A 26929-nucleotide genomic window follows, 5' to 3' on the forward strand; every position below is an offset into this window, starting at 1 on the left:
GAGAGAGAAACATGTCTCGAGTAGGTAAGAGCCCGATCGCGCTGCAAGGCGCGGAAGTCAAGCTGGCCGACGGTGCTATCACCGTCAAGGGCCCGCTGGGCACCATCACGCAAGCGATCAATCCGCTCGTGAACGTGGCGAACAACGACGGCACGCTGAATCTGTCGCCGGTCGACGAAAGCCGCGAAGCAAATGCACTGTCGGGCACGATGCGCGCGATCATCGCGAATGCCGTGCACGGCGTGACCAAGGGTTTCGAGCGCAAGCTGACGCTGGTTGGCGTCGGTTACCGTGCGCAAGCGCAAGGCGACAAGCTGAACCTGTCGCTGGGTTTCTCGCACCCGGTGGTGCACCAGATGCCGGAAGGCGTCAAGGCTGAAACCCCGACGCAAACCGAAATCGTGATCAAGGGGATCAACAAGCAACAAGTCGGTCAAGTGGCTGCGGAAGTCCGCGGTTACCGTCCGCCGGAGCCCTACAAGGGCAAGGGCGTGCGTTATGCCGACGAGGTTGTGATCCTCAAAGAAACGAAGAAGAAGTAAGGGTGCGCAATCATGGATAAGACTCAATCTCGCCTGCGCCGCGCTCGCCAGACGCGTATCAAGATCGCTGAGCTGCAGGTCGCGCGTCTCGCCGTGCATCGCACGAACACGCACATCTACGCTCAAGTGTTCTCGCCCTGCGGCACCAAGGTGCTCGCCAGCGCGTCGACGCTCGAAGCAGAAGTGCGCGCCGAACTGGCCGACAAGTCGGGCAAGGGCGGCAACGTGAATGCCGCGACGCTGATCGGCAAGCGTATTGCCGAGAAGGCAAAGGCTGCCGGCATCGAATCCGTCGCCTTCGACCGCTCGGGCTTCCGCTACCACGGCCGCGTCAAGGCGCTGGCTGAGGCAGCTCGCGAAGCTGGGCTCAAGTTCTAAGGAAGGAATTCGTCATGGCAAAGATGCAAGCGAAAGTTCAGGCTGACGAGCGCGACGACGGCCTTCGCGAAAAGATGATTTCGGTCAATCGCGTGACCAAGGTCGTGAAGGGTGGCCGTATTCTCGGCTTCGCCGCACTGACCGTGGTTGGCGACGGTGATGGCCGCATCGGTATGGGCAAGGGCAAGGCGAAGGAAGTGCCGGTCGCTGTCCAGAAGGCAATGGAACAAGCTCGCCGCAACATGTTCAAGGTGCCGCTCAAGAACGGCACGCTGCAACACGAAGTGCACGGCAAGCACGGCGCATCGGCCGTCCTCCTCGCTCCGGCGAAGGCAGGTACGGGCGTGATCGCCGGCGGCCCGATGCGCGCAGTGTTCGACGTGATGGGCGTTCAGAACGTCGTGGCGAAGAGCCACGGTTCGACGAACCCGTACAACCTCGTTCGCGCCACGCTGGACGGCCTGCGCAAGCAGTCCACCCCGGCAGACATCGCGGCGAAGCGCGGCAAGTCCGTCGAAGAAATTTTGGGCTAAGCCCGGGTGGTCACCATGTCTGAAAAAACTGTCAAGGTTCAGCTCGTTAAGAGCCTGATCGGGACCCGCGAATCGCACCGCGCGACCGTGCGTGGTCTGGGCCTGCGCCGACTCAATTCGGTCAGCGAGCTCCAGGACACGCCGGCGGTCCGCGGCATGATCAACAAGGTCTCGTACCTCGTTAAGGTCATCGCGTAAGCGGCCCTACGGATCAAGGAGTTGATATGGAATTGAATAACCTGAAGCCGGCCGCTGGCGCCAAGCACGCCAAGCGTCGCGTCGGTCGTGGCATCGGTTCGGGCCTCGGCAAGACGGCTGGCCGTGGTCACAAGGGTCAGAAATCGCGTTCGGGCGGCTTCCACAAAGTCGGTTTCGAAGGCGGTCAGATGCCGCTGCAACGTCGTCTGCCGAAGCGCGGCTTCACGTCGCTGACGAAGGAATTCGTCGGTGAAGTGCGCCTGGGCGACCTCGAGAAGCTGCCGGTCGACGAGATCGATCTGCTCGCACTGAAGCAAGCCGGCCTGGTCGGCGAGCTGACGAAGAGCGCAAAGATCATCGCGACGGGCGAACTGAAGCGCAAGATCGTCGTGAAGGGTCTCGGTGCCACCAAGGGTGCGCGCGCTGCGATCGAAGCGGCCGGCGGTTCGTTCGCCGAGTGACACGCGTAGCGCGTCGTCACTTGCATTCATCGGAGAAGGTACTTGGCTAACAGCCCGAGTCTTGCAAAACCCGGTCGAAGCACGGCGAAATTCGGCGATCTGCGTCGGCGAGCGATGTTCCTGCTCCTGGCGCTGATCGTCTATCGCATCGGCGCGCACATTCCCGTGCCGGGCATCGATCCGGATCAACTGGCTAAGCTGTTCCAGAGCCAGGCGGGCGGCATCCTGGGCATGTTCAACATGTTCTCGGGTGGCGCGCTTTCCCGCTTCACGATCTTTGCGCTGGGGATCATGCCGTACATTTCGGCGTCGATCATCATGCAGTTGCTGGCGATCGTATCGCCGCAGCTCGAGGCGCTGAAGAAGGAGGGGCAGGCAGGGCAACGGAAGATCACGCAGTACACGCGGTATTTCACCGTGGTGCTCGCGACCTTCCAGGCGTTCGGTATCGCGGCCGCGCTGGAAAACCAGCCGGGCCTCGTCACCGACCCCGGCATGCTGTTCCGTCTGACGACGGTCGTGACGCTGGTGACCGGTACGATGTTCCTGATGTGGCTCGGCGAGCAGATTACCGAGCGTGGTCTGGGCAACGGTATCTCGATCATCATCTTCGGCGGGATCGCAGCAGGGTTCCCGAATGCCGTGGGTGGGTTGTTCGAGCTGGTGCGTACGGGTTCGATGAGCATCATTTCGGCGATCATCATCGTCGTTCTGATCGCCGCGGTGACTTACCTGGTCGTGTTCATCGAACGCGGTCAGCGCAAGATCCTCGTGAACTACGCGAAGCGCCAGGTCGGCAACAAGATCTACGGTGGGCAGTCGTCGCATCTGCCGCTGAAGTTGAACATGTCGGGCGTGATTCCGCCGATCTTTGCATCGTCGATCATCCTGTTCCCGGCGACGATTCTCGGCTGGTTCAGTACCGGTCAGCCGACGGGAAGCTGGATTTCCAATACGTTGCATAACGTAGCGGAAGCGCTGAAGCCGGGCCAGCCGGTCTATGTGCTGCTGTACACGCTGGCGATCGTGTTTTTCTGCTTCTTCTACACCGCACTGGTGTTCAACAGCAGGGAAACCGCGGACAACCTGAAGAAGAGCGGCGCGTTTGTTCCGGGCATCCGTCCGGGCGATCAGACCGCACGATATATCGACCGCATCCTCACGCGTCTGACGCTGGCCGGTGCGATCTACATCGTCTTCGTGTGTCTGCTGCCGGAATTTCTGGTGCTGCGCTGGAACGTGCCGTTTTATTTTGGTGGAACGTCGCTGCTGATCATTGTCGTCGTCACGATGGACTTTATGGCGCAGGTGCAGTCGTACGTTATGTCGCAACAGTATGAGTCTCTGCTCAAGAAGGCGAACTTCAAGGGCGGCAACATCCCGATGCGTTAAGGACTATGGCCAAAGACGATGTAATCCAGATGCAGGGAGAGGTGATTGAAAACCTCCCGAATGCGACCTTCCGTGTGAAGCTGGAAAACGGCCATGTCGTATTGGGACATATTTCCGGGAAGATGCGGATGCACTACATCCGTATCCTGCCGGGCGACAAGGTGACGGTTGAGTTGACGCCTTATGATCTGTCTCGTGCGCGGATCGTGTTCCGGGCGAAGTGATTTGAAAAAAGGGTATTATCATGAAAGTGATGGCATCGGTTAAGCGCATTTGCCGCAATTGCAAGATCATCAAGCGCAAAGGCGTCGTTCGCGTGATCTGCAGCTCGGATCCGCGCCACAAGCAGCGCCAAGGCTGACCGCGCGTTTGTTTGCGCTTTTTGTTTGAGGAAAAACAATGGCTCGTATCGCAGGGGTTAACATCCCGAATCACCAGCACACCGAGATCGGCCTGACGGCTATCTTTGGTGTCGGCCGCACCCGTTCGCGCAGCATCTGCGTGGCAGCTGGCGTCGATTTTTCGAAGAAGGTCAAGGATCTGACCGACGCAGACCTGGAAAAGCTGCGTGAAGAAGTGGGCAAGTTTGTCGTCGAAGGCGATCTGCGCCGTGAAGTGACGATGAACATCAAGCGCCTGATGGACCTCGGTTGCTACCGTGGCGTCCGTCATCGCAAGGGCCTGCCGATGCGCGGTCAGCGTACGCGTACGAACGCACGTACCCGTAAGGGTCCGCGTCGTGCAGCGCAAGCGCTGAAGAAGTAAGCGGAACTGACAGTTACAGGAAAACGTAATGGCTAAGGCTTCGAACACCGCGGCGCAACGCGTTCGCAAGAAGGTTAAGAAGAACGTCGCTGAAGGCGTGGTTCACGTTCACGCGTCGTTCAACAATACGATCATCACGATCACCGATCGCCAAGGCAACGCTCTGGCATGGGCGACGTCGGGCGGTCAGGGCTTCAAGGGCTCGCGCAAATCGACGCCGTTCGCTGCTCAGGTCGCAGCCGAGTCGGCTGGCCGCGTCGCGATGGAATACGGCGTGAAGAATCTGGAAGTGCGGATCAAGGGCCCGGGCCCGGGTCGCGAGTCGGCAGTGCGCGCACTGCACGGCCTCGGCATCAAGATCACCGCGATTTCGGACGTCACCCCGATTCCGCACAACGGCTGCCGTCCGCCGAAGCGTCGTCGTATCTAAGGATGTGCTGGCACGTTCGTGCTAGCGCATTGCCTGTCGCCGCTCAGCGTCGACGGGCGTTGCTTTTTTGATTGACTAAGCCCACCGTTCGCCCCAAAGGGAGCGGACTAGCGCGGATTTCGGTTCGCGTGACTGATTGATAAAGGAATGCAAAGTGGCACGTTATATCGGCCCCAAAGCCAAGCTGTCCCGCCGTGAAGGCACCGACCTGTTCCTGAAGAGCGCACGCCGCTCGCTCGCCGACAAGTGCAAGCTCGACAGCAAGCCGGGCCAGCACGGCCGTACCTCGGGCGCACGTACGTCCGACTACGGTACGCAGCTGCGTGAAAAGCAGAAGGTCAAGCGCATCTACGGCGTGCTGGAGCGTCAGTTCCGCCGCTACTTCGCTGAAGCCGACCGCCGCAAGGGCAACACGGGTGAAAACCTGCTGCAACTGCTCGAGTCGCGCCTCGACAACGTCGTGTATCGCATGGGCTTCGGCTCGACCCGCGCTGAAGCGCGTCAGCTGGTGAGCCACAAGTCGATCACCGTGAACGGCGTCGTCGCAAACGTCCCGTCGCAGCAAGTGAAGGCAGGTGACGTCGTCGCGATCCGCGAAAAGGCGAAGAAGCAAGCGCGTATCGTCGAAGCGCTGTCGCTGGCCGAGCAAGGCGGCATGCCGAGCTGGGTTGCAGTCGATGCGAAGAAGTTCGAAGGCACGTTCAAGCAAATGCCGGAACGCGCCGAGATCGCAGGCGACATCAACGAAAGCCTGATCGTCGAATTGTATTCGCGTTAATCCGATTGACGGCCGAGGTACCCCGATTGCGTTGCGCAAGGAAGGGCCTCGGCTGTTTATTTTCTGGTTGTTACCGGTCAGCCTTATCGGTGTAACGAGCCGAGGGTATTGAAAAGGAAAACCCATGCAAACCAGTTTGCTGAAACCCAAGATCATCGCCGTGGAATCGCTGGGCGAGAACCACGCGCGGGTGGTCATGGAACCGTTCGAACGCGGTTACGGCCATACCTTGGGCAATGCGCTTCGCCGCGTGCTGCTGTCGTCGATGGTTGGCTACGCGCCGACCGAAGTCACGATCGCAGGCGTGGTGCACGAGTACTCGACGCTGGACGGTGTGCAGGAAGACGTCGTCAACCTGCTGCTGAACCTGAAGGGCGTGGTGTTCAAGCTGCATAACCGTGACGAAGTGACGGTTACGCTGCGCAAGGAAGGTGAAGGCGTTGTCACGGCCGGCGATATCGAACTGGCCCACGATTGCGAAGTCATCAACCCGAATCACGTGATTGCGCACCTGTCGAAGGGCGGCAAGCTCGACGTTCAGATCAAGATCGAAAAGGGTCGCGGCTATGTGCCCGGCAACGTCCGTCGTTATGGCGAGGACACGGCCAAGATCATCGGCCGCATCGTCCTCGACGCGTCGTTCTCGCCGGTTCGCCGCGTGAGCTACGCGGTCGAAAGCGCACGTGTCGAGCAGCGTACCGACCTCGACAAGCTCGTGATGAACATCGAGACGAGCGGCGTGATCACGCCGGAAGAAGCGATCCGTCAATCGGCCCGCATCCTGGTCGACCAGCTGTCCGTGTTCGCGGCGCTGGAAGGCACGGAAACGGCAGCCGAAGCACCGTCGCGCGCGCCGCAGATCGACCCGATCCTGCTGCGTCCGGTGGACGATCTCGAGCTGACGGTTCGTTCGGCGAACTGCCTGAAGGCCGAGAACATCTACTACATCGGCGACCTGATCCAGCGCACGGAAAACGAGCTGCTGAAGACGCCGAACCTCGGTCGCAAGTCGCTCAACGAGATCAAGGAAGTGCTCGCTTCGCGCGGTCTCACGCTGGGCATGAAGCTCGAGAACTGGCCGCCGGCTGGTCTCGACAAGTAAGCCCGGTTGTTGCTGTAGTTGGCAAAGATGCGGATTTTCCTTTAAAATCCGCATCTTGCTTTTTTTCGCTACCGGCCCGTGCACCCTCGGGGTGCGATAGAAGAGCTGGATCAAAACTTTGAATCAAGGAAACTGAAATGCGCCATCGTCATGGTCTGCGGAAACTGAACCGCACGAGCAGCCACCGTCTGGCTATGCTCCGTAACATGTCCAACTCGCTGATCGAGCACGAAGTCATCAAGACGACGCTGCCGAAGGCGAAGGAACTCCGTAAAGTCGTCGAGCCGCTGATCACGCTCGGCAAGAAGCCGTCGCTGGCAAATCGTCGCCTGGCGTTCAACCGCCTGCGCGATCGTGACTCGGTGGCGAAGCTGTTCGACGTGCTCGGTCCGCGTTTCGCGAACCGTCCGGGCGGCTACCTGCGCGTGCTGAAGTTCGGCTTCCGCGTGGGCGACAACGCACCGATGGCACTGGTCGAACTGCTCGACCGTCCGGAAGTCGACGAAACGGAAAACGTGCAAGAAGCCGAGTAAGCTTCCGGTACGCCGCAGTATCTGAAAAGGGCCGAGCAATTGCTTGGCCCTTTTTGTTTTCGAGATGCCGGCTGCGATCGATTGTCGCAGGCCGGCGCCGGCAGCATTGCGCGGGCTGCGCTACGATACGGGCAGCCGACGCGATCCGAGGACAGGCAATCCGCGCCGGCCGGAGCCGGTAGACCAGCCAGGAGGGCGCGGATGATAGTGGTGCTGATGCTGACGACGGTGCCCGATGCGGCGACGGCCGCGGCGCTGTCCGATGGCGCGCTCGACGCGCGGCTGGCCGCATGCGTGTCGGAGCTCGGCGCGATCAAGTCGCGCTATCACTGGCAGGGCAAGGTCGAAACGGCCGACGAGATCCAGTTGCTGTTCAAGACGAGCCCCGTGCGGGCGCTCGAACTGGAGCGATTTATTCTCGCGCATCATCCGTACGAGACGCCCGAAATCGTCTCGTGGCAAACGACGGCGTCGGCCGCGTATGGCCAGTGGGTGACCAGCGAAACTCAACGTCTATTTCATGTTTAACGGTATGGCGCTTTCCGTGCGCGTGCGCGCGCTGCGGTTCCTGGCAGTCCTGTTGTCGTTCGCGGTCATGCTGGGCGGCCTGTCGGTCGCGCGCGCGGCCGACGATTTCCTCGATCCGTCGGTCGCGTTCAAGTTCAGCGCGAGCGAGTCGCCGGGGCAGGTGGACGTCCGCTTCAAGGTCGCCAACGGCTATTACCTGTACCGCGAGCGGTTCGCGTTCGCGGTGAAGAGCGGACAGGCGACGCTTGGCGAGCCGCAATTCCCGGCCGGCCACGTGAAGTTCGACCAGACGTTCCAGAAGAACGTCGAGACCTATCGCGACGAAGTCGTCATCCACGTGCCGGTGAAGCAGGCGGCCGGGCCGTTCGACCTCGCGGTGACGTCGCAGGGCTGTGCGGACGAAGGGATCTGCTATCCGCCGGCCGAGCACGTCGTGAAGGTCGGCGGTGCGGCGCTCGGCGCCGCGTCGTCGTCCGGTGGAGACGCGGCGGCCGCGGGCAGCTGGTTCGACAAGGTCACGAGCGCCGATTTCGCGCAGTCGCTGCTCGAAGGCCACGGCTTCTTCACGATCGTCGCCCTGTATTTCGTCGCGGGTGTCGTGCTGAGCCTCCTGCCCTGCTCGTACCCGATGATCCCGATCGTGTCCGCGATCATCATCGGCCAGGGCACGCGGGCGACACATGCACGCGGCCTCGCGCTGTCGCTGACCTATGTGGTCGGCATGGCGCTCGTCTACACGGTGCTCGGCATTGCCGCGGCACTGGTCGGCCAGAGCCTCGGCGCGTGGCTGCAGAACCCGTGGGTGCTCGGCGCGTTCGGCGTGCTGCTGACCGCGTTCGCGGTATCGCTGATCTCGGGCAAGGACATTGCGTTGCCCGCACGCTGGCAGAACGGCGCGGCCGAAGCCTCGAGCGCGCGACAGGGCGGCCACTTCGTCGCGGTCGCGGCGATGGGCGCGTTGTCGGCGCTGGTCGTCGGCGCATGCATGACGGCGCCGCTGTTCGCCGTGCTCGCCTTCATTGCGCACACCGGCAATGCACTGCTCGGCGGGGCGGCGCTGTTCGCGATGGGGCTGGGGCTCGGCGTGCCGCTGCTGGTCGTCGGCGTCGGTGCCGGGACGGTGCTGCCGCGCGCAGGCGCGTGGATGGACGGCGTGAAGGTGTTCTTCGGCATCGTGCTGCTCGCGGCCGCGCTGTGGATCGTGTGGCCGGTGCTGGCAGGCGGCCTGAAGATGGTGCTCGCCGCGTTGTGGCTGCTGGTCGCGGCCGCGGCGCTCGGCCTGTTCACGCCGAATGCCGGCGCCGCGTCGATCTGGCGCCGCCTCGGCAGGGGCCTTGGCGCCGCGCTCGCGATCTGGGCCGCGACGCTGCTCGTCGGCCTGGCGGCCGGCTCGACGGATCCCGTGAAGCCGCTGGCCGTGCTGGCGGCACGCACGGCGGCGTCCGGCGGCGCTGCGGCTGCCGGCGCGGCCGCAGCGCAGGACGGCCCCGCGTTTGCGTCGGTGCGCTCCAGTGGCGAACTCGACGCGCTGCTGAAGACGTCTGGCAAGCCCGTGATGCTCGACTTCTACGCGGACTGGTGCGTGAGCTGCAAGGAGATGGAGCATCTGACGTTTACCGACGCTCGCGTGCAGGCGCGTCTCGCACAGCTCCATCTCGTGCGCGCGGACGTCACCGCGAACAATCCGGACGACCAGGCGCTGCTCAAGCGCTTCAACCTGTTCGGGCCGCCGGGCATCATCTTCTTCGATCGCAGCGGCAACGAGATCGGGCGCGTGGTCGGTTATCAGGCGGCCGAGACGTTCCTGCGCAGCCTCGACCGCGCTGCCGTCCCGACGGTGTAGCGAACGAGGGCGTTCGACGCGGCATCGGCTTCGATCGGCGGTAAACAAAAAACGGCGGAACACCGAAGTGTCCCGCCGTTTTTCGTTGGGCCTGCCGGCGCGCGATCAGCGCTGCGCTTTCAGCAGGCGCGCGGCGTCGAGCGCGAAGTACGTGAGCACGCCGTCGGCGCCGGCGCGCTTGAACGCGAGCAGCGATTCGAGCACGACCTTGTCGTGGTCGAGCCAGCCGTTCATCGCGGCCGCCTTCAGCATCGCGTATTCGCCGCTCACCTGGTACACGTAGGTCGGGAAGCGGAACTCGTCCTTCACGCGGCGCACGATGTCGAGATACGGCATGCCGGGCTTGACCATCACCATGTCGGCGCCTTCGTCGATGTCGAGGCGCACTTCGCGCAGCGCTTCGTCGCTGTTCGCCGGATCCATCTGGTAGGTCATCTTGTTGCCCTTGCCCAGGTTGGATGCCGAGCCGACCGCATCGCGGAACGGACCGTAGAACGCCGACGCGAACTTCGCCGAATAGGCCATGATCCGCGTGTGGATGTGGCCGTCGCTTTCCAGCATTTCGCGGATCGCGCCGATGCGGCCGTCCATCATGTCCGACGGCGCGACGATGTCGACGCCGGCTTCAGCCTGCGCGCGCGCCTGATCGATCAGGATCTCGATCGTGTCGTCGTTGATCACGTAGCCGTTCTCGTCGAGCACGCCGTCCTGGCCGTGGCTCGTGTACGGGTCGAGCGCGACGTCGGTCAGCACGCCGAGCTCGGGGAAGCGTTTCTTCAGCTCGCGCACCGCGCGCGGAATCAGGCCTTCCGGATTGGCTGCCTCGCGGCCGTCGGGCGTCTTCACCGATGGCTCGATGGCGGGGAACAGCGACAGCACGGGCACGCCGAGTTCGACGCATTGCTCGGCGACGTGCATCAGCAGATCGACCGACACGCGCTCGACGCCGGGCATCGACGGCACCGGCTGCCGTTCGTTGGTGCCTTCGACGACGAACACCGGGTAGATCAGGTCGTCGGTGGTCAGGCGGTTTTCGCGCATCAGGCGGCGGGAGAAGTCGTCGCGGCGCATCCGGCGCGGACGATGAAGCGGATGGAAGCTCATGGCGATTTGGCAGAAATCAGGGCGGTAAGGACCTTACGGAACCCTTAGGTGATTTTTGAGAGCGTTGGTATATGATAGCGATCGAGCGGCACGCGTCGCGTGCAGCTCCCCGCTTCTCCTCCCTGAGCGGGTGCCTGTCGTTTTTCGATTAGGCTGTTTGACCCGCCGTCCAACGGCGGGTTTTTTTATGAGCCGGCCGAATCCGCAGGCGCCATCAGGTGCGCGCCGCCGATCCCGGCCGCGCGTTGCCCGATCATTGTGCTACAGGCTCGCCTTTTTCGTCGGCGACGGACGGCCGCACCCAGCTCTCGATCAGCTCATGTGCCTCGTCGAGCCCCGTGCGCTTCAGCGCGGAGAACAGCTGGACCGTCAGCTTGCCCTGGACGCCCTGGTCGCGATACGCATCGAGCCCCTTTTGCGTGGTCCGCAGCGCGTTGATGCTTTCCTGGCGCGTCAATTTGTCGCACTTGGTCAGCAGCGTGTGGATCGGCTTGCCGGTCGGCGTGAACCACTCGATCATGCGGCGATCGAGGTCGGTCAGCGGACGGCGCGAATCCATCATCAGGATCAGGCCGCAGAGCTGCGAACGCGTCGCGAGGTAGGACGACAGCAGCATCTCCCAGTGCGCCTTGGCGGCGCCGGGCACTTCCGCATAGCCGTAGCCGGGCAGGTCGACGAGGTTCGCTACGGGCTCGGCGGCCGGGCCGACGGAGAAGTAGTTGATATGCTGCGTGCGGCCGGGCGTCTTCGACGCGAAGGCCAGCCGCTTCTGGTTGCACAGCACGTTGATCGCCGTCGACTTGCCGGCATTCGAGCGGCCCGCGAACGCGATTTCCGGCTGGACCGTCGGCGGCAGGTCGCGCAGATGGTTGACGGTCGTGTAGAAGCGGGCTTGATGGAGCAGAAAGGCCATGGGAACCGGAAGGACGGGCGGCGCGAGCCGCTTGGTGGAGGCGGGGTAGCCCCGATAGGCGCGGGAGCTTTCAACGCGATATTGTACAATACGGCGGTTTTACCGAAGGCCACCCGGCGCCTGCCTCGCGCTTTTATGTGGCTTCTGCGGTAGACTGGTCGCCGTCGTTTTTTGCAGAACCTCAAATTCCCACAAGACGAAACAGGGTGTGCGAATGAATCGACTGTGCAAGTCTCTGATGGTGCTTCAGGTTGCAGCAGGGTTCGTAGGTTTCGTAGCGGAGGCAAACGCGGCGGATGCGGCAAAGCCGGATCTCGACCGCGGCAAGGCGATTGCCGGGCAGGTCTGCGCGTCGTGTCACGGCGCCGACGGCAATAGCGCGTCGGCCAGTTTCCCGAAGCTGGCCGGCCAGCATCCCGAATATCTGGTCAAGCAGCTGAACGACTTCAAGACGCAGCCGGGCGCGAAGGGGCCGGCGCGCAACAACGCGGTGATGGTCGGATTCGCGAGCGCGTTGAGCGCGGACGACATGCGCAACGTCGCCGCGTACTACGGGTCGCAGACGACGAAGCTCGGTACCGCACGCGACGCGGCGACCGTGCCGGTCGGCCAGAAGATCTATCGCGGCGGCATCGCGGAGAAGGGCGTCCCTGCCTGCGCGAGCTGTCACGGGCCGACGGGGCAGGGGATGCCGGTCCAGTATCCGCGTCTGTCGGGGCAGTGGGCCGATTACACGGTCGCGCAGTTGACCGCGTTCCAGCAGGGTGCCGGCGCGCGCAACAACAACGAGGCGATGCATCAGATCGCCACGCGCCTGTCGGACAACGAGATCAAGGCCGTCGCGGATTACATCGCGGGCCTGCGTTGACCGGCCGGTCGCGAACCGAATGACCGGTCGCCCGCAGGGCGGCCGGAGCCAGAACAAGAAAAGGGTGGGGCGCCGCGCCAGTGCGGCCGCCTTGCCCTTTTTTGTTGTCAGTTGGAGTTTGAATGAGCGTTACCACGTCGGGGTTGCAGTCGAAGTCGGGTCAGGGTGCGTCGAGGCGCGCGGTCGAGTTGCTGAGCTCGATGCGCTTCGCGATCGCGCTGCTGGTGGTGCTGTCGATCGCGAGCATCATCGGGACGGTCCTGACCCAGGACGATCCGTATCCGAACTACGTGAACCAGTTCGGGCCGTTCTGGGCGGACATCTTCCGCTCGCTCGGCCTGTACAACGTGTACAGCGCGTGGTGGTTCATGCTGATCCTGATCTTCCTCGTCGTGTCGATCTCGCTGTGCGTGATCCGCAACGCGCCGAAGATGCTCGCCGATGCGAAGAGCTGGAAGGACAAGGTCCGCGAAGGCAGCCTGCGCGCGTTCCACCACAAGGCCGAGTACTCGGCTTCCGGCACGCGCGCGAGCGTCGCGGCGACGCTCGCCACCTTCGTCACCAAGGCCGGCTACAAGCACGTCGTGCGTGAAAACGACGGCGCGACGCTGATCTCCGCGAAGCGCGGCGCGATGACCAAGTGGGGCTACATCTCCGCCCACCTCGCGATCGTCGTGATCTGTATCGGCGGCCTGCTCGACAGCAACCTGCCGATCAAATTCCAGATGTGGATGTTCGGCAAGAGCCCGGTCAACACGAGCGCGACGATCAGCGAGATCTCGCCCGACCATCGGCTGTCCGCGTCGAACCCGACGTTCCGCGGCTACGCGTGGGTGCCCGAGGGCCAGTTCGTGTCGACCGCGATCCTGAACCAGCCGAGCGGCTCGCTGATCCAGGATCTGCCGTTCTCGATCCAGCTGAACAAGTTCATCGTCGACTACTACACGACGGGCATGCCGAAGCTGTTCGCGAGCGACATCGTCGTGATCGATCGCGAGACCGGCCAGAAGATCCCGGCGCGCGTCGAGGTCAACAAGCCGTTCACGTACAAGGGCGTGTCGATCTACCAGTCGAGCTTCCAGGACGGCGGCTCGCAGATGCAGATGACGGCCTACCCGATGACGGGCGGCAGCGCGACGACCCTTCCCGTGAAGGGCACGATCGGCAGTTCGGCGCCGCTGCAGGTGCCCGGCGCCGACGGCGACACGATCGAGTTCTCCGATTTCCGCGCGATCAACGTCGAGAACATGGCCGACGCGAACGGCAAGCCGGACGTGCGCGGCGTCGCGACGACGAGCTCGCTGAAGGAAGTGTTCGACGAGCGGCTCGGCTCGGGCGCGAAGACGTCGAAGCCGACGCAGCTCCACAACATCGGCCCGTCGGTGCAGTACAAGATCCGCGGCAAGGACGGCCAGGCGCGCGAATTCAACAACTACATGCTGCCCGTCGACATGAACGGCGAGCGCGTGTTCCTCGCCGGCGTGCGCGCGAGCCCGAACGATCCGTTCCGCTACATGCGGATCCCGGCCGACAGCCAGGATTCGATCGGCGAATGGATGCGCCTGCGCGCCGCGCTGGAGGATCCGGCCGTGCGCGCCGAGGCCGCCGCGCGCTTCGCGCAGCGTTCGCTGCCGGGCACCGACGCATCGCTGCGCGGCCGCCTGCAGGACAGCGCATCGAAGGTGCTGACCCTTTTTGCTGCAAGCGACGACAGCGTCGGCCGCGGTGCCGACGGCCAGCCGGTCGGCGGCTTTCAGGCGGTGGCGACGTTCATCGACCGCTCGGTGCCGAAGGCCGAGCAGGAGAAGGCGGCGAGCCTGCTGCTGCGGATGCTCGAAGGCTCGATGTGGGAGGTCTGGCAGATCGCGCGCGAGCGTGCCGGCGAGCCGGCCGCCCAGCAGGGCACCGAGACGATCCGCTTCGTGCAGAACGCGATCAATGCGCTATCCGACAGCTTTTTGTATGGATCGCCGGTCTATTTGCAGCTTGACTCATTCAAGCAGGTGCAAGCTTCGGTATTTCAGTTGACGCGCGCACCCGGCAAGAATCTGGTGTATCTTGGCAGCCTGCTGCTGGTCGCCGGCATCTTCTCGATGTTCTACGTGCGCGAGCGGCGCCTCTGGTTCTGGCTGAAGGACGCCGGTTCGGGCGTCGATGTGGTGATGGCGATGTCCACGGCCCGCAAGACCTTCGATTTCGAGAAAGAATTCGTGCAGACGCGCGACGCGGCCGGCGTCGCCTTGCGCGCCGCACCTCGCGACGCCGCGCCCGCCGGTGCGGCATCGACGGCCCGCCCGCCTGCCGGCGGCGGTTCCGATTCCGAGAATTCCACCCGGTAACATCATGGATCTCACGCAAGTTTCCTCTTCCCGTGCGGCGTCGGCCCAGGCGCCGGTTTCGTCGCCGCTGTTCGACGACCGTCCTTTCCTCGCGCGCCTGTCGCTGTTCGACTGGCTGTTCGCTCTGGCGCTCGTGGCGGGCGCGGGCTATGCGCTCGTGCACTACAACGCGCACATGGATTACTACGACAAGGCGGTGATGATCGGCACCGTGCCGGCGCTCGTCGCGCTCGGCTGGCGCTGGAAGCCCGCGCGGCTGATGATGGCGTCGATCGCCGTGCTGTCGCTGCTGTCGATCCAGATCTACCAGGGCGATCTCGCGCGCGCCGATTCGGCGTTCTTCCTCAAGTACTTCCTGTCGAGCCAGTCGGCGATCCTGTGGATGAGCGCGCTGTTCGTGCTCGCGACGATCTTCTACTGGATCGGCCTGCTCGCGCGCTCGGAAACGGGCGCCGCGATCGGCCAGAAGCTCACGTGGGTCGCCGTGCTGATGGGCTTCACGGGGCTGATGGTGCGCTGGTACGAGTCCTACCTGATCGGCTCGGACGTCGGCCACATCCCGGTTTCGAACCTCTATGAAGTGTTCGTGCTGTTCAGCCTGATTACCGCATTGCTGTACCTGTATTACGAAGGCCACTACGGCACGCGTTCGCTCGGCGCGTTCGTGCTGCTGGTGATCAGCGCGGCGGTCGGCTTCCTGATGTGGTACTCGGTCGCGCGCGATGCGCAGCAGATCCAGCCGCTCGTGCCGGCGCTGCAGAGCTGGTGGATGAAGATCCACGTGCCGGCGAACTTCATCGGCTACGGCAGCTTCGCGCTGTCGGCGATGGTGTCGGTCGCGTACCTGATGAAGGAGCGCGGCGTGCTCGCCGATCGCCTGCCGACGCTCGAAGTGCTCGACGACGTGATGTACAAGTCGATCGCGGTCGGTTTCGCGTTCTTCACGATCGCGACGATCCTCGGCGCGCTGTGGGCAGCCGAGGCATGGGGCGGCTACTGGAGCTGGGACCCGAAGGAAACCTGGGCGCTGATCGTATGGCTGAACTACGCGGCGTGGCTGCACATGCGGCTGATGAAGGGCCTGCGCGGCGCGGTCGCTGCATGGTGGGCGCTCACCGGCCTGCTGGTCACGACGTTTGCGTTCCTCGGCGTCAACATGTTCCTGTCGGGGCTGCACAGCTACGGCAAGTTGTAAGATTTCCGCCGCTCGTCCGACTATCGAACCGCCGGTGCACTGCGTGCCCGGCGGTTTTGTTTTGTAACGGGCGGGCGAACCGGGCGTCGAACGGCGCACGACGGGCCGGGTCGAACGCTCATGAAGCATGCGCGCCGCGCATGCAGGAGGAACAGCACGATGTGGATCAAACGCCCTTTGCGGAACGTACTGACCGGCGGTGATATTTCGTCCAGCGAGGTCACGCCGCGCGCGGTATTCGAGAACCGGCGGCGCGTATTGCAGGCGGCCGGCCTCGCGGCGGCGGGCGGGCTGCTCGGCGGCAGCGGCGCGGCATTCGCCGCGTATGCGTCGCCCGACGCGCGGGCGACGAAGCTCGCGGCAAAAACGAATCCGAAGTTCGTCGCCGCCGACAAGGTGACGCCGTTCAAGGACATCACGTCCTACAACAACTTCTACGAGTTCGGCACCGACAAGAGCGACCCGGCGCAGAACGCCGGCACGTTGCGGCCGCGCCCGTGGCGTGTGAGCGTCGAGGGCGAGGTGCTGCACCCGAAGGTGTTCGATCTCGACGAACTGATGAAGCTCGCGCCGCTCGAGGAGCGCGTGTACCGGCTGCGCTGCGTCGAGGGGTGGTCGATGGTGATCCCGTGGATCGGTGTGCCGCTGTCCGAGCTGATCAAGCGCGTGCAGCCGACCGGCAACGCGAAATACGTGCAGTTCATCACGCTGGCCGATCCGTCGCAGATGCCCGGTCTGTCGACGCCCGTCCTCGACTGGCCGTATTCGGAAGGGCTGCGGATGGACGAGGCGATGAACCCGCTGACGCTGCTGACGATGGGCGTCTACGGGCAGGTGCTGCCGAACCAGAACGGCGCGCCGGTGCGGATCGTCGTGCCTTGGAAGTACGGCTTCAAGAGCGCGAAGTCGCTCGTGAAGATCCGCTTCGTCGACAAGCAGCCGAAGACGAGCTGGAACACCTACGCGTCGAACGAGTACGGCTTTTATTCGAACGTGAATCCGAACGTCGATCATCCGCGCTGGAGCCAGGCGACCGAGCGGCGCATCGGCGAGGACGGCTTCTTCACGCCGAAGCGCAAGACGCTGATGTTCAACGGCTACGGCGATCTCGTCGCGTCGATGTATCAGGGCATGGACCTGAAGAAGAACTTCTGAACGCGACCGTGAGAAACGACATGCCTCCTCCGACGCTCACGCCCGCGCGTGCCGCGGGCGCCGGGCCGGCCGCGCGCGCGGCGCGAAACGGTGCGGTCCGACCCGCCGCGCCGCGCTGGCTCGTGCCGGCCAAGGTGCTGGTGTTCGCGGCCGGCCTCTATCCGCTCGCGCGTCTCGTGCTGTTCGGGCTGACCGACCGGCTCGGCGCGAATCCGATCGAATTCATCACGCGCTCGACGGGCCTCTGGACGCTCGTCTTGTTGTGCATCACGCTCGCCGTCACGCCGCTGCGGCGCATGACGGGGTTCGCCGCGCTGCTGCGTTTTCGCCGGATGATCGGGCTGTTCGCGTTCTTCTACGCGACGCTGCACTTCACGACCTACCTGTGGTTCGACAAGTGGTTCGACGTCGTCGCGATCCTGAAGGACGTCGGCAAGCGTCCGTTCATCACGGTCGGCTTTGCCGCGTTCGTGCTGCTGATCCCGCTCGCCGCGACATCGACGCGCGCGATGGTGCGCCGGCTCGGCCGCCACTGGGCGACGCTGCATCGCACGATCTACGCGATCGCGCTGTTCGGCGTGCTGCACTTCTGGTGGATGCGGGCCGGCAAGCACAATCTCGCGCAGCCGAAGCTCTATGCGGCCATCGTCGCCGTGCTGCTCGGCTGGCGGCTGATCGCATGGGGATGGCGGCGCGTGCGTGCGTGACGGCGCGGCCTGGAAAAACAAAAGGCGATGACTGGAAGTCATCGCCTCGTTTCGCCGGCCGCGCGTGCGGCCTCGCGTCGTTACTTCGCGGCGGCCGGGCTCGATGCCGGCGCGGGCATGGTCGATGCGCCGCTCGACAGCTCGGGCGACAGCGTGAGCGGCGAGCCCGACGTGTCGGGTGTGTCGTCGGACGACGCGTTTTCATCGGTCGGTTTCACGTCCGACGGCGGCGTATCCTGCTGCTGGAGCGGCTTGGGCATCGGAGGCACGGTGGGCAGATAGAGCGCGCCGCTTTGACCGCAGCCGGCAAGAATCGCCAAAGCCGCTACAATCGCGCTCATCCGGAAAACGACTCGCATGATCGTCCCTGAACAATTGAACCGATAGAGTTTAGCATGTCCGATACCGAATACCTGACCCGTGCCGAGGCCGTGCTGATGGCCGTCGAGCGTACTGTCGACGCCGCGAACGACGGCGACCACGACATCGATCTGGAGCGTAACGGCAGCGTCTTGACGCTGACGTTCGAGAACGGCTCGAAGATCATCGTCAACCTGCAGCCGCCGATGAAGGAAGTGTGGATCGCCGCGAAGGCGGGCGGATTCCACTACCGTTTCGTCGACGGTCAATGGCGCGATACGCGCACGGGCACCGAGTTCTTCTCGGCGCTCTCCGAATACGCGACCCAGCAGGCCGGCTTGCCGATCACGTTCAGCCTGTGACGTGCCGGGGCGCCGGAGCCCGAGCGTTGCCGCCAAAGAAAAAGCGCCCCGCGGGGCGCTTTTTTCATGTCCGGGCCGTGTGTCAGTGGCCGCGGAACAGGTTCATGATGTCCTGCTTTTCCTGTTCGTCGACGTGCGGGACCGCTTCGTCGACGCCCTGCGCGGCCGGTGCCTGCGGTACGCCGACCGTCGACACGAAGCCGTGACCCGGCGTGAATTCGGTGAAGTACAGCTCGCTGCCGAGCGATTCGACACCGTCGGGCATCGTCGGCTTGAACTCGGGCACGCCCTTCAGCGCTGCGCCCATGTAGTCGATCCAGACCGGCAGCGACAGGCCGCCGCCCGTTTCGCGATCGCCGAGGCTGCGCGGGTTGTCGTAGCCGATCCACGCGATCGCGGCGAGCGTGTGCTGGTAGCCGGCGAACCACGCGTCGTGCGAATCGTTCGTCGTGCCGGTCTTGCCCGCGAGGTCGGTGCGCTTCAGGATGTTGGTCCGTGCGCCCGTGCCGCGCTGCGCGACGCTCTGCAGCAGGCTGTTCATCACGTACGCGTTGCGCGCGTCGATCGCGCGCGGCGCGTTCTGCTCGGCGACGAGCGGTTGCGCGCGGGCGACGATCGCGCCGTTCGGATCGGTGACTTCAGCGATCAGGTAAGGATTGACGCGGTAGCCGCCGTTCGCGAACACCGAGTACGCGCCGGCCATCTGCAGCGGCGTGACCTGGCCGGCGCCGAGTGCCATCGGCAGGTAGGCCGGATGGCGCTCGGCGTCGAAGCCGAAGCGCGTGATGTACTGCTGCGCGTACTTCGTGCCGATGTGGTTCAGGATCCGGATCGACACGAGGTTGCGCGAGCGCTGCAGCGCGGTGCGCATCGACATCGGGCCTTCGAAGCCGCCGCCGTAGTTCTTCGGCTCCCACGGCTGGCCGCCCGTTTCCGCGGCACTGAAATACAGCGGGCCGTCGTTGATCACGGTGGCCGGCCCGAGGCCCTTGTCGAGGGACGCCGAGTAGATGAACGGCTTGAACGACGAACCCGGTTGCCGCCACGCCTGCGTGACGTGGTTGAACTTGTTCTTGTTGTAGTCGAAGCCGCCGACGAGCGAGCGGATCGCGCCGTCCTGCGGGACGATCGACAGGAACGCGCCTTCGACCTGCGGCAATTGCGTGATCGACCACTTGCCGGTGTCGTTCTTCACGACGCGCACTATCGCGCCGGGGCGGATGCGGCGGTTCGGCTGCGCGTTGGCCGACAGCGCGCCCGACGCGAAGCGCAGGTTGTCGCCCTCGACCGTCGCCGTGCTGCCGTCGATGAATGCCACCGTGATCTGGCGCGGGCTCGCGGCCGTGACGACCGCGGCAATCAGCTCGCCGTTGTCGGGATGTTCGAGCAGCGCGTCGTCGATCGCCTGTTCGCGGTCGTCGGCACCGGCGGGCAGCTCGATGAAGCCTTCCGGCCCGCGATAGCCGTGGCGGCGCTCGTAATCCATGATGCCCTTGCGCAGCGCGGTGTACGCGACCTGCTGGTCCGCGGAATCGATCGTCGTGACGACGTTGAAGCCGCGTGTGTAGGTTTCCTCGCGGTACTGCGCGTACATCATCTGTCTGACCATTTCCGCGACGTACTCGGCGTGCACGCTGAAATCGCGTCCCGGGCCCTTGACGACGAGCGGTTGCGCGACGGCTTCGTCGTACTGCTCGCGCGTGATGAAGTTCAGCTCGAGCATCCGCTGCAGGATGTATTCCTGGCGCACCTTCGCGCGTTTCGGATTGACGACCGGGTTGTACGCGGACGGCGCCTTCGGCAGCCCCGCCAGCATCGCGGCTTCCGCGAGGCTGATGTCCTTCAGGTCCTTGCCGAAATAGACCCGCGCGGCGCTCGCGAAGCCGTACGCGCGCTGGCCGAGATAGATCTGATTCATGTAGACCTCGAGAATCTGATCCTTCGTCAGCGCGCGCTCGATCCGGTACGCGAGCAGCATCTCGTAGATCTTGCGCGTGTAGGTCTTCTCGCTCGACAGGAAGAAGTTGCGGGCGACCTGCATCGTGATCGTGCTCGCGCCCTGCGACGCGTGGCCGTTCGTCAGCGCGACGAAGCCGGCGCGGATGATGCCGGTGAGGTCGACGCCGCCGTGATCGTAGAAGCGCGCGTCCTCGATCGCGAGGATCGCCTTCTTCAGCGAGTCGGGCACGTCCTTGAAATGCACGACGTCGCGGCGCTCCTCGCCGAATTCGCCGATCAGCACGTGATCGGACGTATAGATGCGCAGCGGCACCTTCGGGCGATAGTCCGTCAGCGCGTCGAGCGACGGCATGTTGGGCCAGGCGATGACGAGGGCATAGCCGAGCACGAGGCCGCCGGCCACGACGGCGGCCACGCACATCGCGGCGAAGCCGAGCAGGACTTTTTGCCACCAGGGCCGCTTCTTCTTCGGCTCCGGGGCGGGAGGCGGGGACGTAGGAGTCGTGGATTGCATAGGCACACCGGAAAACAGTCCCGCGATTATAGCCGCCCGGTAACACCGGTCCTGGCGCGGGGGGCGCCCGCCGGCAAGCCGCGGGTCGGCGGGCCGCCAGTATGACCCGCGCACGGCCGCCGCCGGCCGCTGCTGGCCGTTTGGCCGACTGTCGGCCCTGCACGCCGCTTTGCAGAATCAGGTCTCGGCAACGTGGCGTGGGCCGCGACGATTTCGGGAGGCTGGGATGGCGGGACGATGGGTAGCGCGGTTGGCGCAGGGCAAGCACCGGTCGACGGGGATCGACATCGGCGCGGACGAGTTGAGGGTGGTCGTGCTGAGCCGGCGCGGCCGGGGCGCGGACGTGCGGGTCGAGGGGCTCGAGCGGGAGCCTGTCGGATTGTGCGGCGGCCCGGAAGACGCGCGCTGGGCCGCGGTCGCGCGGGCGCTGGCGGCAGCCGTCGCGCGGCTGTCGGCGGCCGACGTGCGGTGCGACACGCGCGGCGTGATGGCGTTGCGCGATGACGAGATACGTACCGCGACGCTCGACCTGGCCGGGCGTCACGACATCCCGGACGCCGCGCGGCAGGCGGCCGAGCGCATCTCGGGGCTGGCGCCGGACAGTTTCGCGTTCGACTGGCGGCAGCACGGCGGCGCGCGATCCGGTGAAATCGCGGTCGCCGTGGCCCCGCTGGCGCTGCTGGAGCGGCGGATCGACGTGGCCGCCCAGGCCGGTATCGACCTGACCGCGGTCGACGGCGAGTCGGCCGCGATGCTGCGCGCGTTGCGCTATGCCGCTCAGTTCGAACTCGACGCGCAGGGTTCGTACGCCGCGCTCTGGTTCCGCGACTCGGAGGTGCGAGGCTGGCGAATCGAAGGGCCGCTGGCGGTTCCGGTGCTCACGCTGTCCGGCCTCCCTCCGGAGGCGCTTCCCGATGCGCTGCGCCGGTGCGCGCTCGGCGCCGTGCGCCGTGTGTTCGTCGCCGGGGACGAGCGAAGCATCGCGCGCTTCGATACGTCCGTCGCGGAGATTGGCGACGTGCTTGGCTCGGCGGTGGTGCCGTTCGACTGCACGGGCTGGGACGGGCAGCCATGCGCGCCCGGCGGCATGCCGGGCGGCCCGGCATTCGCCGTTGCATTCGGGCTGGCGTTGCGCGGGGTGTGGGAATGATGGCCGACCAGGCGGCACTCGGCGGCTTCAACCTGCTGCCGTACCGCGAGCGGCGGGCGCACGCGTTGCGGCGTCGCCGGGCTGTGCAGTGCGGGGCGGCGATCCTGCTCGGCGTGCTCGGCGCCGCACTGTGGACGGGCGCGGCCACCTGGATGCGGTGGCGCGCGGACGCCGCGCGCATAGGCGTGGAGACGCGGCTGCGGCAGTTGCAGCCGCGGGTGCATGCCGCGACGCGCGCCGCCGATGCGGCGGCAGTCATCGCGCGGCGCGATGCACAGGTCGCCGCGCTTGCCGCACCGTACGAGCGCGCCGCGGGGCTGCTGGCGACACTGGCGCGGGTGCGCGACGACGGCGTCCGGCTCGACACGCTGCGCACGACGCCGGCCGGGGCCGTGCTCGAGGTGCGTGCCACGAGCTATCGGGCAGCCGCGCGATGGCTTGCCGGGATGGCGCGCGAGCAGCGCGACTGGCGGATCGACGTGGATGCATTGAAACCCGTGTCGAGCGCACCGGTCCCACTGGCCGGGTTGCCGCTCCGGTTTTCGGTTCAATTGCGCTGGCACGACGCGATGCCGTCGCGGACCGCGACGGGAGACGGCGCATGACGGCGATCACGCATTGGCCTGCGCCGCGTGGCGATGCGTGGCCAGGCGGCATGCGGCGGGTCTCGCCGGGGGCCCTGCATGCCGCCGGCTGCGTGCTGACGTTCGTGGCCGTGCTGGCGGGCGGCATTCATCTGGCGAATGCGGCCGACTGGAGCGGGCTCGCGCAGAGTCGCGCGTTGCTCGCCGCCGCGCAGGGGCGTGTGGTCGACGCGCAGCGCGTACTCGGGGCCGCGGAGCACAGGCACGAGACCCGTTTGCCGCCGGCGCATGGCGACCGCGCGCCGGGCGCGCCGGAATGGGCGGCGCTGATGCTGGAATTGGCCGATCTCGCCGCGTCGAGCGGGCTGCACGGCGTATCGATCGAGCCGCAGCCCACCGACGGCGCGGCGCGGGATGGCCGGCGCACTGTGCGTATCGTTGCCGACGGCGGCTTTCGCGCGCTGTCGACGATGGTCGGCGGGCTGGCGCGCTTTCCGGTGCTGGCGGTGCCGTCGGCGCTGCGTGTCGAGCGAGGCATGCAGTCGACACGGGTGGACATGTCTGTCGACGTGTATCCGGCGCTGCCGGCGGCATCGTCCGCACGCGGCACGATGCCGCTTCAGGCCGCTGCGCTCGACGCCGATCCGTTCGGCGGGGAAGCCGACGGGAGGGCGGTCCGCCTCGCCGGCACGATTCGCGACGCGCGTGCCGGTCTCGCGTTGTTCGACGACGGAGACGGCGTGTTCACCGCCGTGGCGCCCGGCGAAGCGCTGGGGGCAGTGCGCGTGGTGCGCGTCGAGCCCGCGGCGGTGATGCTCGCGACGGCGGACGGCGCGCACCGGGTCGTCCTGGACGACGGAGGGCGGCCATGATGAAGCACGGCTGTCGGGTACTCGCCGTCTGGGCCGGATTGACGGCGGCCGGTGCGGGCGCGTCGTTGCCGCCCCTGCCGGCAGTCTGGCCCGCCGCGTCGGTGGAGGCGCCAGCGCCGGGCCTGCCGCTGCCGCACGGGAGCGTGGACGGCGCGGACAGCGCGGCTCCCGAGGAAGCCGGCCCGCCGCCGTCTGGCCAGGCTGCTCGCGCGGTGCTTCAGGCGGAGCCCGCTCCACCGGCGCCGCAACTGGAGGGGCCGCCGATTCCGTTGGCGCCGCCGGCCCGGATGAGCGACGCCGCTGCGCGGCAACCCGACGATGCGGACGACGCGCGACGAATCTCGCTGAATCTGCAGGGCGCCGGGCTCGCGGCCGCGTTCGACGCATTCGCGCGGTTCACGGGGCTCAATATCGTCGTCGGCGAGCAGGTGCGAGGCACCGTCACGTTACGTCTGAACAATGTGCGCTGGCGCGATGCGTTCGACACGCTGCTCGACACGCACGGGCTCGCGATGTCCCGGCGCGGCAACGTGATCTGGGTCACGCCGGCGGCCGAGCTGGCCGCCCGGGAGCGCGAGCGCTTCGAAATGCATGCGCGGGCCGCCGATCTGGAGCCGCTCGCGAGCCGCACGTTCGCACTGCACTACCCGCGCGCGCAGGACGTGCAGCGGCTGCTGGCCGGCGCGACCGGCCAGCGCCTGCTGTCGAAACGCGGCGCCGCGGCGGCCGATCCGCGCACGAACCTGCTGTTCGTCACCGATCTCGCGCCGCGCCTCGCGCAGATCGCGAGCCTGATCGACGCGATCGACCGGCCGTCGCGGCAGGTCCGGATCGAGGCCCGCATCGTCGAGGGCGAGCAGGGCTTCTCGCGCAACCTCGGTGCACGCGTCGCGCTGCGGGCGCAGGGGCGTCCGTCGGGGGGCGAGAGCGCCACGTTCACGGCCGACGCGCGCAACGCGCTCAACCTCGCCGCGCGGCCGCTCGGCGGCTTCGACGCGGCGACCGCCGGCTTCACGCTGTTCGCCGCGCCGCTCAGCCGTGTCCTCGACGTCGAGCTGAGCGCGCTGGAGGCGCAGGGGCGGGGCCAGATCGTCTCGCGGCCGCGCGTGGTGACGGCCGACCGCGTCAAGGCCATCGTCGAGCAGGGTTCGGAGCTGCCGTACCAGGCGAAGGTGGGCAATGGCGTGAGCGGCGTGCAGTTCCGCCGTGCGACGCTCAAGCTGGAGGTCGAGCCGCAGATCACGCCGGACGGGCGCGTGGTGCTGGATCTCGATGTGACGAAGGACAGCGTCGGCGAGCCGACGGCGGCCGGCCCCGCCATCCATACGAAGCATGTGCGGACGCGTGTCGAGGTCGAGAATGGCGGGACGGTCGCGATCGGCGGCATCTATGAACAACTGAACCGGAACGATGTGACGCGCGTGCCGCTCTTGGGCAAAATACCGTTTCTGGGCGCGCTTTTCCGGCATCGCGCGCAGCGCGACCAGCGCAACGAACTGGTCGTGTTCATCACGCCGACCGTCGTCGATGCGCGTTGCGATGGGCGCGACGCGGGCGATGCGGATCCCGATAAAACGGGGCCAGAAGGCGCCGGCGCAGGCTCGACAAGGCAGCCGCTTTGCCAGTAAGCTGCGCCACACACCAGCAAGATTGAAGCAGAGGAAGCCGTTGCAAGCGCGGGACCCACATGCAAACGTATTTTTCGTCGGCCTTATGGGAGCGGGTAAGACCACCGTGGGCCGTGCGGTCGCGCGTCGTCTCGACAGGACGTTCTTCGACTCCGACCACGAAATCGAGGCCCGCACGGGCGCGCGCATTCCGGTGATCTTCGAGCTGGAGGGCGAGGCCGGATTTCGCGATCGCGAAACGCAGGTGATCGCCGATCTCACCCAGCGCGAGAACATCGTGCTCGCGACGGGCGGCGGCGCGGTGTTGCGCCCGGAAAATCGCGACTGCCTCAAAAGCAACGGCATCGTCGTCTACCTGCGCGCCAATCCGCACGATTTGTGGCTGCGCACGCGCAAGGACAAGAACCGCCCGCTGCTGCAGACCGACGATCCGAAGGGGCGTCTCGAGGCGCTGTACGAAGTACGCGACCCGCTGTACCGCGAATGCGCGGATTTCGTCATCGAGACCGGCCGTCCGTCGGTCAACGGTCTCGTCAATATGGTGCTGATGCAACTCGAACTGGCCGGCGTCATCGCCAAGCCGCTACAAGCATGATTACTGTCAACGTCGATCTGGGCGACCGAGCCTATCCGATTCACATTGGTGCCGGCCTGATCGGCCGCACCGAGCTGTTCGCGCCTCACATCAAGGGTTCGTCCGTCACGATCGTCACGAACACGACGGTCGACCCGCTCTACGGCGACGCGCTGCGCGCGGCGCTCGCGCCGCTCGGCAAGCGCGTATCGACGGCCGTGCTGCCGGACGGCGAGGCGTACAAGAACTGGGAAACGCTGAACCTGATCTTCGACGGCCTGCTGACGGATCGCGCCGATCGCAAGACGACGCTCGTCGCGCTCGGCGGCGGCGTGATCGGCGACATGACGGGCTTTGCCGCCGCGTGCTACATGCGCGGCGTGCCGTTCATCCAGGTGCCGACCACATTGCTGTCGCAGGTCGATTCGTCGGTCGGCGGCAAGACGGGCATCAACCACCCGCTCGGCAAGAACATGGTCGGCGCGTTCTACCAGCCGCAGGCCGTGATCGCGGACATCGGCGCGCTGACGACGCTGCCCGATCGCGAACTGGCGGCCGGCGTTGCCGAGATCATCAAGACCGGCGCGATCGCCGACGCGGCGTTCTTCGACTGGATCGAGGCGAACGTCGACGCGCTGAACCGTCGCGAGCCGGCTGCGCTCGCGCATGCCGTGAAGCGTTCGTGCGAGATCAAGGCGAGCGTGGTCGCGGCCGACGAGCGCGAAGGCGGTCTGCGCGCGATCCTGAATTTCGGCCACACGTTCGGCCATGCGATCGAGGCCGGGCTCGGCTACGGCGAGTGGCTGCACGGCGAGGCGGTCGGCTGCGGGATGGTGATGGCCGGCGACCTGTCGGCACGGCTCGGCCTGCTCGACGAAGCGTCGCGGCAGCGCCTCGACGCGGTGATCGCGGCCGCGCATCTGCCGACGCGCGGGCCCGCGCTCGGCGACGCGCGCTACATGGACCTGATGCGCGTCGACAAGAAGGCGGAGGCCGGCGCGATCAAGTTCATCCTGCTGAAGCGATTCGGCGATACGCTGATCACGGAAGCGCCAGACGAAGCCGTGTTCGCTACACTGGCGCAGACGACCCGATAACGGTGGCCCGGATGCCCCGGCGCCCCTGACATGGAGGAGACGTGAGCGAGACATCCAGCAGCACC

The 26929-nt window shown here is 65.8% G+C and carries 31 protein-coding genes; 27 read left to right on the plus strand and 4 right to left on the minus strand.

The features are described from left to right. Positions 1-11: 11 nt before the first annotated feature. The 15 genes from rplF (at position 12) to dsbD (ending at position 9483) form a co-directional block, all read left to right on the plus strand. Positions 12-542 (plus strand): 50S ribosomal protein L6, encoded by a 531-nt coding sequence (gene rplF, locus VXM69_RS20895; RefSeq protein WP_006477184.1) that lies wholly within the window; start codon positions 12-14, stop codon positions 540-542. Between the two features lie 12 nt (positions 543-554). Then, positions 555-920: a 50S ribosomal protein L18 gene (gene rplR, locus VXM69_RS20900; protein WP_006477183.1), complete on the plus strand. Its 366-nt coding sequence runs from the start codon at positions 555-557 to the stop codon at positions 918-920. Between the two features lie 14 nt (positions 921-934). Continuing rightward, complete coding sequence (gene rpsE / locus VXM69_RS20905; protein WP_006482895.1) at positions 935-1453, plus strand: 30S ribosomal protein S5; 519 nt, start codon at positions 935-937, stop codon at positions 1451-1453. 15 nt (positions 1454-1468) lie between these two features. Beyond that, on the plus strand, positions 1469-1651 hold the full coding sequence (gene rpmD, locus VXM69_RS20910; protein ID WP_006400644.1) for a 50S ribosomal protein L30: 183 nt from the start codon (positions 1469-1471) through the stop codon (positions 1649-1651). 26 nt (positions 1652-1677) lie between these two features. Beyond that, entirely contained in the window at positions 1678-2112 is a 435-nt protein-coding gene (gene rplO, locus VXM69_RS20915; RefSeq protein WP_006482880.1) for a 50S ribosomal protein L15, read from the plus strand. A gap of 42 nt (positions 2113-2154) precedes the next feature. Next, entirely contained in the window at positions 2155-3504 is a 1350-nt protein-coding gene (gene secY, locus VXM69_RS20920; RefSeq protein ID WP_006482915.1) for a preprotein translocase subunit SecY, read from the plus strand. A 5-nt stretch (positions 3505-3509) separates the two neighbouring features. Beyond that, positions 3510-3728 carry a translation initiation factor IF-1 gene (infA, locus tag VXM69_RS20925; RefSeq protein WP_004521905.1) on the plus strand — a complete coding sequence of 73 codons (219 nt, stop codon included), beginning with the start codon at positions 3510-3512 and terminating at the stop codon, positions 3726-3728. A 20-nt stretch (positions 3729-3748) separates the two neighbouring features. Beyond that, positions 3749-3865 (plus strand): 50S ribosomal protein L36, encoded by a 117-nt coding sequence (gene rpmJ / locus VXM69_RS20930; protein WP_004199844.1) that lies wholly within the window; start codon positions 3749-3751, stop codon positions 3863-3865. A 38-nt stretch (positions 3866-3903) separates the two neighbouring features. Next, the gene (gene rpsM, locus VXM69_RS20935; RefSeq protein ID WP_006477178.1) at positions 3904-4269 is read left to right on the plus strand and encodes a 30S ribosomal protein S13; all 366 of its coding nucleotides are present in this window, start codon (positions 3904-3906) and stop codon (positions 4267-4269) included. A gap of 28 nt (positions 4270-4297) precedes the next feature. Next, positions 4298-4699 (plus strand): 30S ribosomal protein S11, encoded by a 402-nt coding sequence (gene rpsK / locus VXM69_RS20940; protein WP_004197937.1) that lies wholly within the window; start codon positions 4298-4300, stop codon positions 4697-4699. Between the two features lie 154 nt (positions 4700-4853). Continuing rightward, a complete protein-coding gene (gene rpsD / locus VXM69_RS20945; RefSeq protein ID WP_006477177.1) occupies positions 4854-5477 on the plus strand; it encodes a 30S ribosomal protein S4 in 624 nt (207 codons plus the stop codon). Positions 5478-5601: 124 nt separating this feature from the next. After that, positions 5602-6579 (plus strand): DNA-directed RNA polymerase subunit alpha, encoded by a 978-nt coding sequence (gene rpoA / locus VXM69_RS20950; protein WP_006477176.1) that lies wholly within the window; start codon positions 5602-5604, stop codon positions 6577-6579. A 137-nt stretch (positions 6580-6716) separates the two neighbouring features. Next, complete coding sequence (rplQ, locus tag VXM69_RS20955) at positions 6717-7112, plus strand: 50S ribosomal protein L17 (protein WP_006477175.1); 396 nt, start codon at positions 6717-6719, stop codon at positions 7110-7112. A 201-nt stretch (positions 7113-7313) separates the two neighbouring features. Then, positions 7314-7640: a divalent-cation tolerance protein CutA gene (cutA, locus tag VXM69_RS20960; RefSeq protein WP_034189858.1), complete on the plus strand. Its 327-nt coding sequence runs from the start codon at positions 7314-7316 to the stop codon at positions 7638-7640. Then, positions 7633-9483 carry a protein-disulfide reductase DsbD gene (dsbD, locus tag VXM69_RS20965; protein ID WP_034189857.1) on the plus strand — a complete coding sequence of 617 codons (1851 nt, stop codon included), beginning with the start codon at positions 7633-7635 and terminating at the stop codon, positions 9481-9483. The genes cutA and dsbD overlap by 8 nt, the downstream gene beginning before the upstream one ends. A 105-nt stretch (positions 9484-9588) precedes the next feature. Here dsbD and hemB read toward each other — a convergent pair whose 3' ends face one another. Next, on the minus strand, positions 9589-10587 hold the full coding sequence (hemB, locus tag VXM69_RS20970; RefSeq protein WP_021161736.1) for a porphobilinogen synthase: 999 nt from the start codon (positions 10585-10587) through the stop codon (positions 9589-9591). Positions 10588-10840: 253 nt separating this feature from the next. Then, positions 10841-11500: a ribosome biogenesis GTP-binding protein YihA/YsxC gene (yihA, locus tag VXM69_RS20975; RefSeq protein WP_034189856.1), complete on the minus strand. Its 660-nt coding sequence runs from the start codon at positions 11498-11500 to the stop codon at positions 10841-10843. Positions 11501-11714: 214 nt separating this feature from the next. On the opposite strand from yihA, the gene VXM69_RS20980 reads away from it, so the two are divergent. From VXM69_RS20980 to msrQ, 5 genes are all read left to right on the plus strand, one after another. After that, a complete protein-coding gene (locus tag VXM69_RS20980) occupies positions 11715-12368 on the plus strand; it encodes a c-type cytochrome (protein WP_034189855.1) in 654 nt (217 codons plus the stop codon). A gap of 122 nt (positions 12369-12490) precedes the next feature. Further along, entirely contained in the window at positions 12491-14707 is a 2217-nt protein-coding gene (locus VXM69_RS20985) for a cytochrome c biogenesis protein ResB (protein ID WP_034189854.1), read from the plus strand. 4 nt (positions 14708-14711) lie between these two features. Continuing rightward, positions 14712-15902 carry a c-type cytochrome biogenesis protein CcsB gene (gene ccsB / locus VXM69_RS20990; RefSeq protein ID WP_049035624.1) on the plus strand — a complete coding sequence of 397 codons (1191 nt, stop codon included), beginning with the start codon at positions 14712-14714 and terminating at the stop codon, positions 15900-15902. A 159-nt stretch (positions 15903-16061) separates the two neighbouring features. Next, positions 16062-17057: a protein-methionine-sulfoxide reductase catalytic subunit MsrP gene (gene msrP / locus VXM69_RS20995; RefSeq protein WP_034189863.1), complete on the plus strand. Its 996-nt coding sequence runs from the start codon at positions 16062-16064 to the stop codon at positions 17055-17057. Between the two features lie 20 nt (positions 17058-17077). Next, entirely contained in the window at positions 17078-17764 is a 687-nt protein-coding gene (gene msrQ / locus VXM69_RS21000; protein WP_034189852.1) for a protein-methionine-sulfoxide reductase heme-binding subunit MsrQ, read from the plus strand. Between the two features lie 80 nt (positions 17765-17844). Here the strand turns inward: msrQ and VXM69_RS21005 are convergent, their stop codons facing one another. Beyond that, positions 17845-18123 (minus strand): lipoprotein, encoded by a 279-nt coding sequence (locus VXM69_RS21005; protein ID WP_034189851.1) that lies wholly within the window; start codon positions 18121-18123, stop codon positions 17845-17847. 36 nt (positions 18124-18159) lie between these two features. On the opposite strand from VXM69_RS21005, the gene cyaY reads away from it, so the two are divergent. Beyond that, positions 18160-18486 carry an iron donor protein CyaY gene (cyaY, locus tag VXM69_RS21010; RefSeq protein WP_034189850.1) on the plus strand — a complete coding sequence of 109 codons (327 nt, stop codon included), beginning with the start codon at positions 18160-18162 and terminating at the stop codon, positions 18484-18486. Positions 18487-18568: 82 nt separating this feature from the next. On the opposite strand, the gene VXM69_RS21015 is transcribed toward cyaY, so the two are convergent. Continuing rightward, positions 18569-20959, minus strand: coding sequence for a penicillin-binding protein 1A (locus tag VXM69_RS21015; protein WP_034189849.1), 2391 nt, complete (start codon positions 20957-20959; stop codon positions 18569-18571). A gap of 226 nt (positions 20960-21185) precedes the next feature. Here VXM69_RS21015 and VXM69_RS21020 point away from each other — a divergent pair, with 226 nt between their 5' ends. From VXM69_RS21020 to aroB, 6 genes are read left to right on the plus strand one after another with little or no spacing between them, the layout of a single operon-like run. Then, positions 21186-22109 (plus strand): competence protein ComA, encoded by a 924-nt coding sequence (locus VXM69_RS21020; RefSeq protein WP_069706026.1) that lies wholly within the window; start codon positions 21186-21188, stop codon positions 22107-22109. Continuing rightward, positions 22106-22714 carry a fimbrial protein gene (locus VXM69_RS21025; protein ID WP_343727713.1) on the plus strand — a complete coding sequence of 203 codons (609 nt, stop codon included), beginning with the start codon at positions 22106-22108 and terminating at the stop codon, positions 22712-22714. The genes VXM69_RS21020 and VXM69_RS21025 overlap by 4 nt, the downstream gene beginning before the upstream one ends. Beyond that, positions 22711-23565, plus strand: a complete 855-nt coding sequence (locus tag VXM69_RS21030) for a pilus assembly protein (protein WP_367190129.1) — start codon at positions 22711-22713, stop codon at positions 23563-23565. Before VXM69_RS21025 ends, VXM69_RS21030 begins: the two co-directional genes overlap by 4 nt. Further along, the gene (pilQ, locus tag VXM69_RS21035; protein ID WP_343727711.1) at positions 23562-25193 is read left to right on the plus strand and encodes a type IV pilus secretin PilQ; all 1632 of its coding nucleotides are present in this window, start codon (positions 23562-23564) and stop codon (positions 25191-25193) included. Before VXM69_RS21030 ends, pilQ begins: the two co-directional genes overlap by 4 nt. A gap of 40 nt (positions 25194-25233) precedes the next feature. After that, entirely contained in the window at positions 25234-25788 is a 555-nt protein-coding gene (aroK, locus tag VXM69_RS21040; RefSeq protein ID WP_034189844.1) for a shikimate kinase AroK, read from the plus strand. Beyond that, a complete protein-coding gene (aroB, locus tag VXM69_RS21045; RefSeq protein WP_367190130.1) occupies positions 25785-26864 on the plus strand; it encodes a 3-dehydroquinate synthase in 1080 nt (359 codons plus the stop codon). Before aroK ends, aroB begins: the two co-directional genes overlap by 4 nt. Positions 26865-26929: the final 65 nt, after the last annotated feature.

It is taken from the genome of Burkholderia sp. Ed8, assembly GCF_040761425.1.
Taxonomy (GTDB): Bacteria; Pseudomonadota; Gammaproteobacteria; order Burkholderiales; family Burkholderiaceae; genus Burkholderia; species Burkholderia seminalis.

Bases quoted from the DNA above. Each gene is read 5' to 3' on its own strand.
- VXM69_RS20985 (WP_034189854.1), top strand. From the start codon at position 12,491: ATGAGCGTTACCACGTCGGGGTTGCAGTCGAAGTCGGGTCAGGGTGCG.
- rplF (WP_006477184.1), top strand. From the start codon at position 12: ATGTCTCGAGTAGGTAAGAGCCCGATCGCGCTGCAAGGCGCGGAAGTC.
- rplR (WP_006477183.1), top strand. From the start codon at position 555: ATGGATAAGACTCAATCTCGCCTGCGCCGCGCTCGCCAGACGCGTATC.
- cutA (WP_034189858.1), top strand. From the start codon at position 7,314: ATGATAGTGGTGCTGATGCTGACGACGGTGCCCGATGCGGCGACGGCC.
- VXM69_RS21005 (WP_034189851.1), bottom strand. From the start codon at position 18,123: ATGCGAGTCGTTTTCCGGATGAGCGCGATTGTAGCGGCTTTGGCGATT.
- rpoA (WP_006477176.1), top strand. From the start codon at position 5,602: ATGCAAACCAGTTTGCTGAAACCCAAGATCATCGCCGTGGAATCGCTG.
- pilQ (WP_343727711.1), top strand. From the start codon at position 23,562: ATGATGAAGCACGGCTGTCGGGTACTCGCCGTCTGGGCCGGATTGACG.
- infA (WP_004521905.1), top strand. From the start codon at position 3,510: ATGGCCAAAGACGATGTAATCCAGATGCAGGGAGAGGTGATTGAAAAC.
- rpsK (WP_004197937.1), top strand. From the start codon at position 4,298: ATGGCTAAGGCTTCGAACACCGCGGCGCAACGCGTTCGCAAGAAGGTT.
- msrQ (WP_034189852.1), top strand. From the start codon at position 17,078: ATGCCTCCTCCGACGCTCACGCCCGCGCGTGCCGCGGGCGCCGGGCCG.
- msrP (WP_034189863.1), top strand. From the start codon at position 16,062: ATGTGGATCAAACGCCCTTTGCGGAACGTACTGACCGGCGGTGATATT.
- VXM69_RS21015 (WP_034189849.1), bottom strand. From the start codon at position 20,959: ATGCAATCCACGACTCCTACGTCCCCGCCTCCCGCCCCGGAGCCGAAG.
- cyaY (WP_034189850.1), top strand. From the start codon at position 18,160: ATGTCCGATACCGAATACCTGACCCGTGCCGAGGCCGTGCTGATGGCC.
- rpmJ (WP_004199844.1), top strand. From the start codon at position 3,749: ATGAAAGTGATGGCATCGGTTAAGCGCATTTGCCGCAATTGCAAGATC.
- yihA (WP_034189856.1), bottom strand. From the start codon at position 11,500: ATGGCCTTTCTGCTCCATCAAGCCCGCTTCTACACGACCGTCAACCAT.
- rpsM (WP_006477178.1), top strand. From the start codon at position 3,904: ATGGCTCGTATCGCAGGGGTTAACATCCCGAATCACCAGCACACCGAG.
- rplO (WP_006482880.1), top strand. From the start codon at position 1,678: ATGGAATTGAATAACCTGAAGCCGGCCGCTGGCGCCAAGCACGCCAAG.
- ccsB (WP_049035624.1), top strand. From the start codon at position 14,712: ATGGATCTCACGCAAGTTTCCTCTTCCCGTGCGGCGTCGGCCCAGGCG.
- VXM69_RS21030 (WP_367190129.1), top strand. From the start codon at position 22,711: ATGACGGCGATCACGCATTGGCCTGCGCCGCGTGGCGATGCGTGGCCA.
- rplQ (WP_006477175.1), top strand. From the start codon at position 6,717: ATGCGCCATCGTCATGGTCTGCGGAAACTGAACCGCACGAGCAGCCAC.
- VXM69_RS21025 (WP_343727713.1), top strand. From the start codon at position 22,106: ATGATGGCCGACCAGGCGGCACTCGGCGGCTTCAACCTGCTGCCGTAC.
- VXM69_RS21020 (WP_069706026.1), top strand. From the start codon at position 21,186: ATGGCGGGACGATGGGTAGCGCGGTTGGCGCAGGGCAAGCACCGGTCG.
- rpmD (WP_006400644.1), top strand. From the start codon at position 1,469: ATGTCTGAAAAAACTGTCAAGGTTCAGCTCGTTAAGAGCCTGATCGGG.
- dsbD (WP_034189857.1), top strand. From the start codon at position 7,633: ATGTTTAACGGTATGGCGCTTTCCGTGCGCGTGCGCGCGCTGCGGTTC.
- rpsE (WP_006482895.1), top strand. From the start codon at position 935: ATGGCAAAGATGCAAGCGAAAGTTCAGGCTGACGAGCGCGACGACGGC.
- aroB (WP_367190130.1), top strand. From the start codon at position 25,785: ATGATTACTGTCAACGTCGATCTGGGCGACCGAGCCTATCCGATTCAC.
- hemB (WP_021161736.1), bottom strand. From the start codon at position 10,587: ATGAGCTTCCATCCGCTTCATCGTCCGCGCCGGATGCGCCGCGACGAC.
- VXM69_RS20980 (WP_034189855.1), top strand. From the start codon at position 11,715: ATGAATCGACTGTGCAAGTCTCTGATGGTGCTTCAGGTTGCAGCAGGG.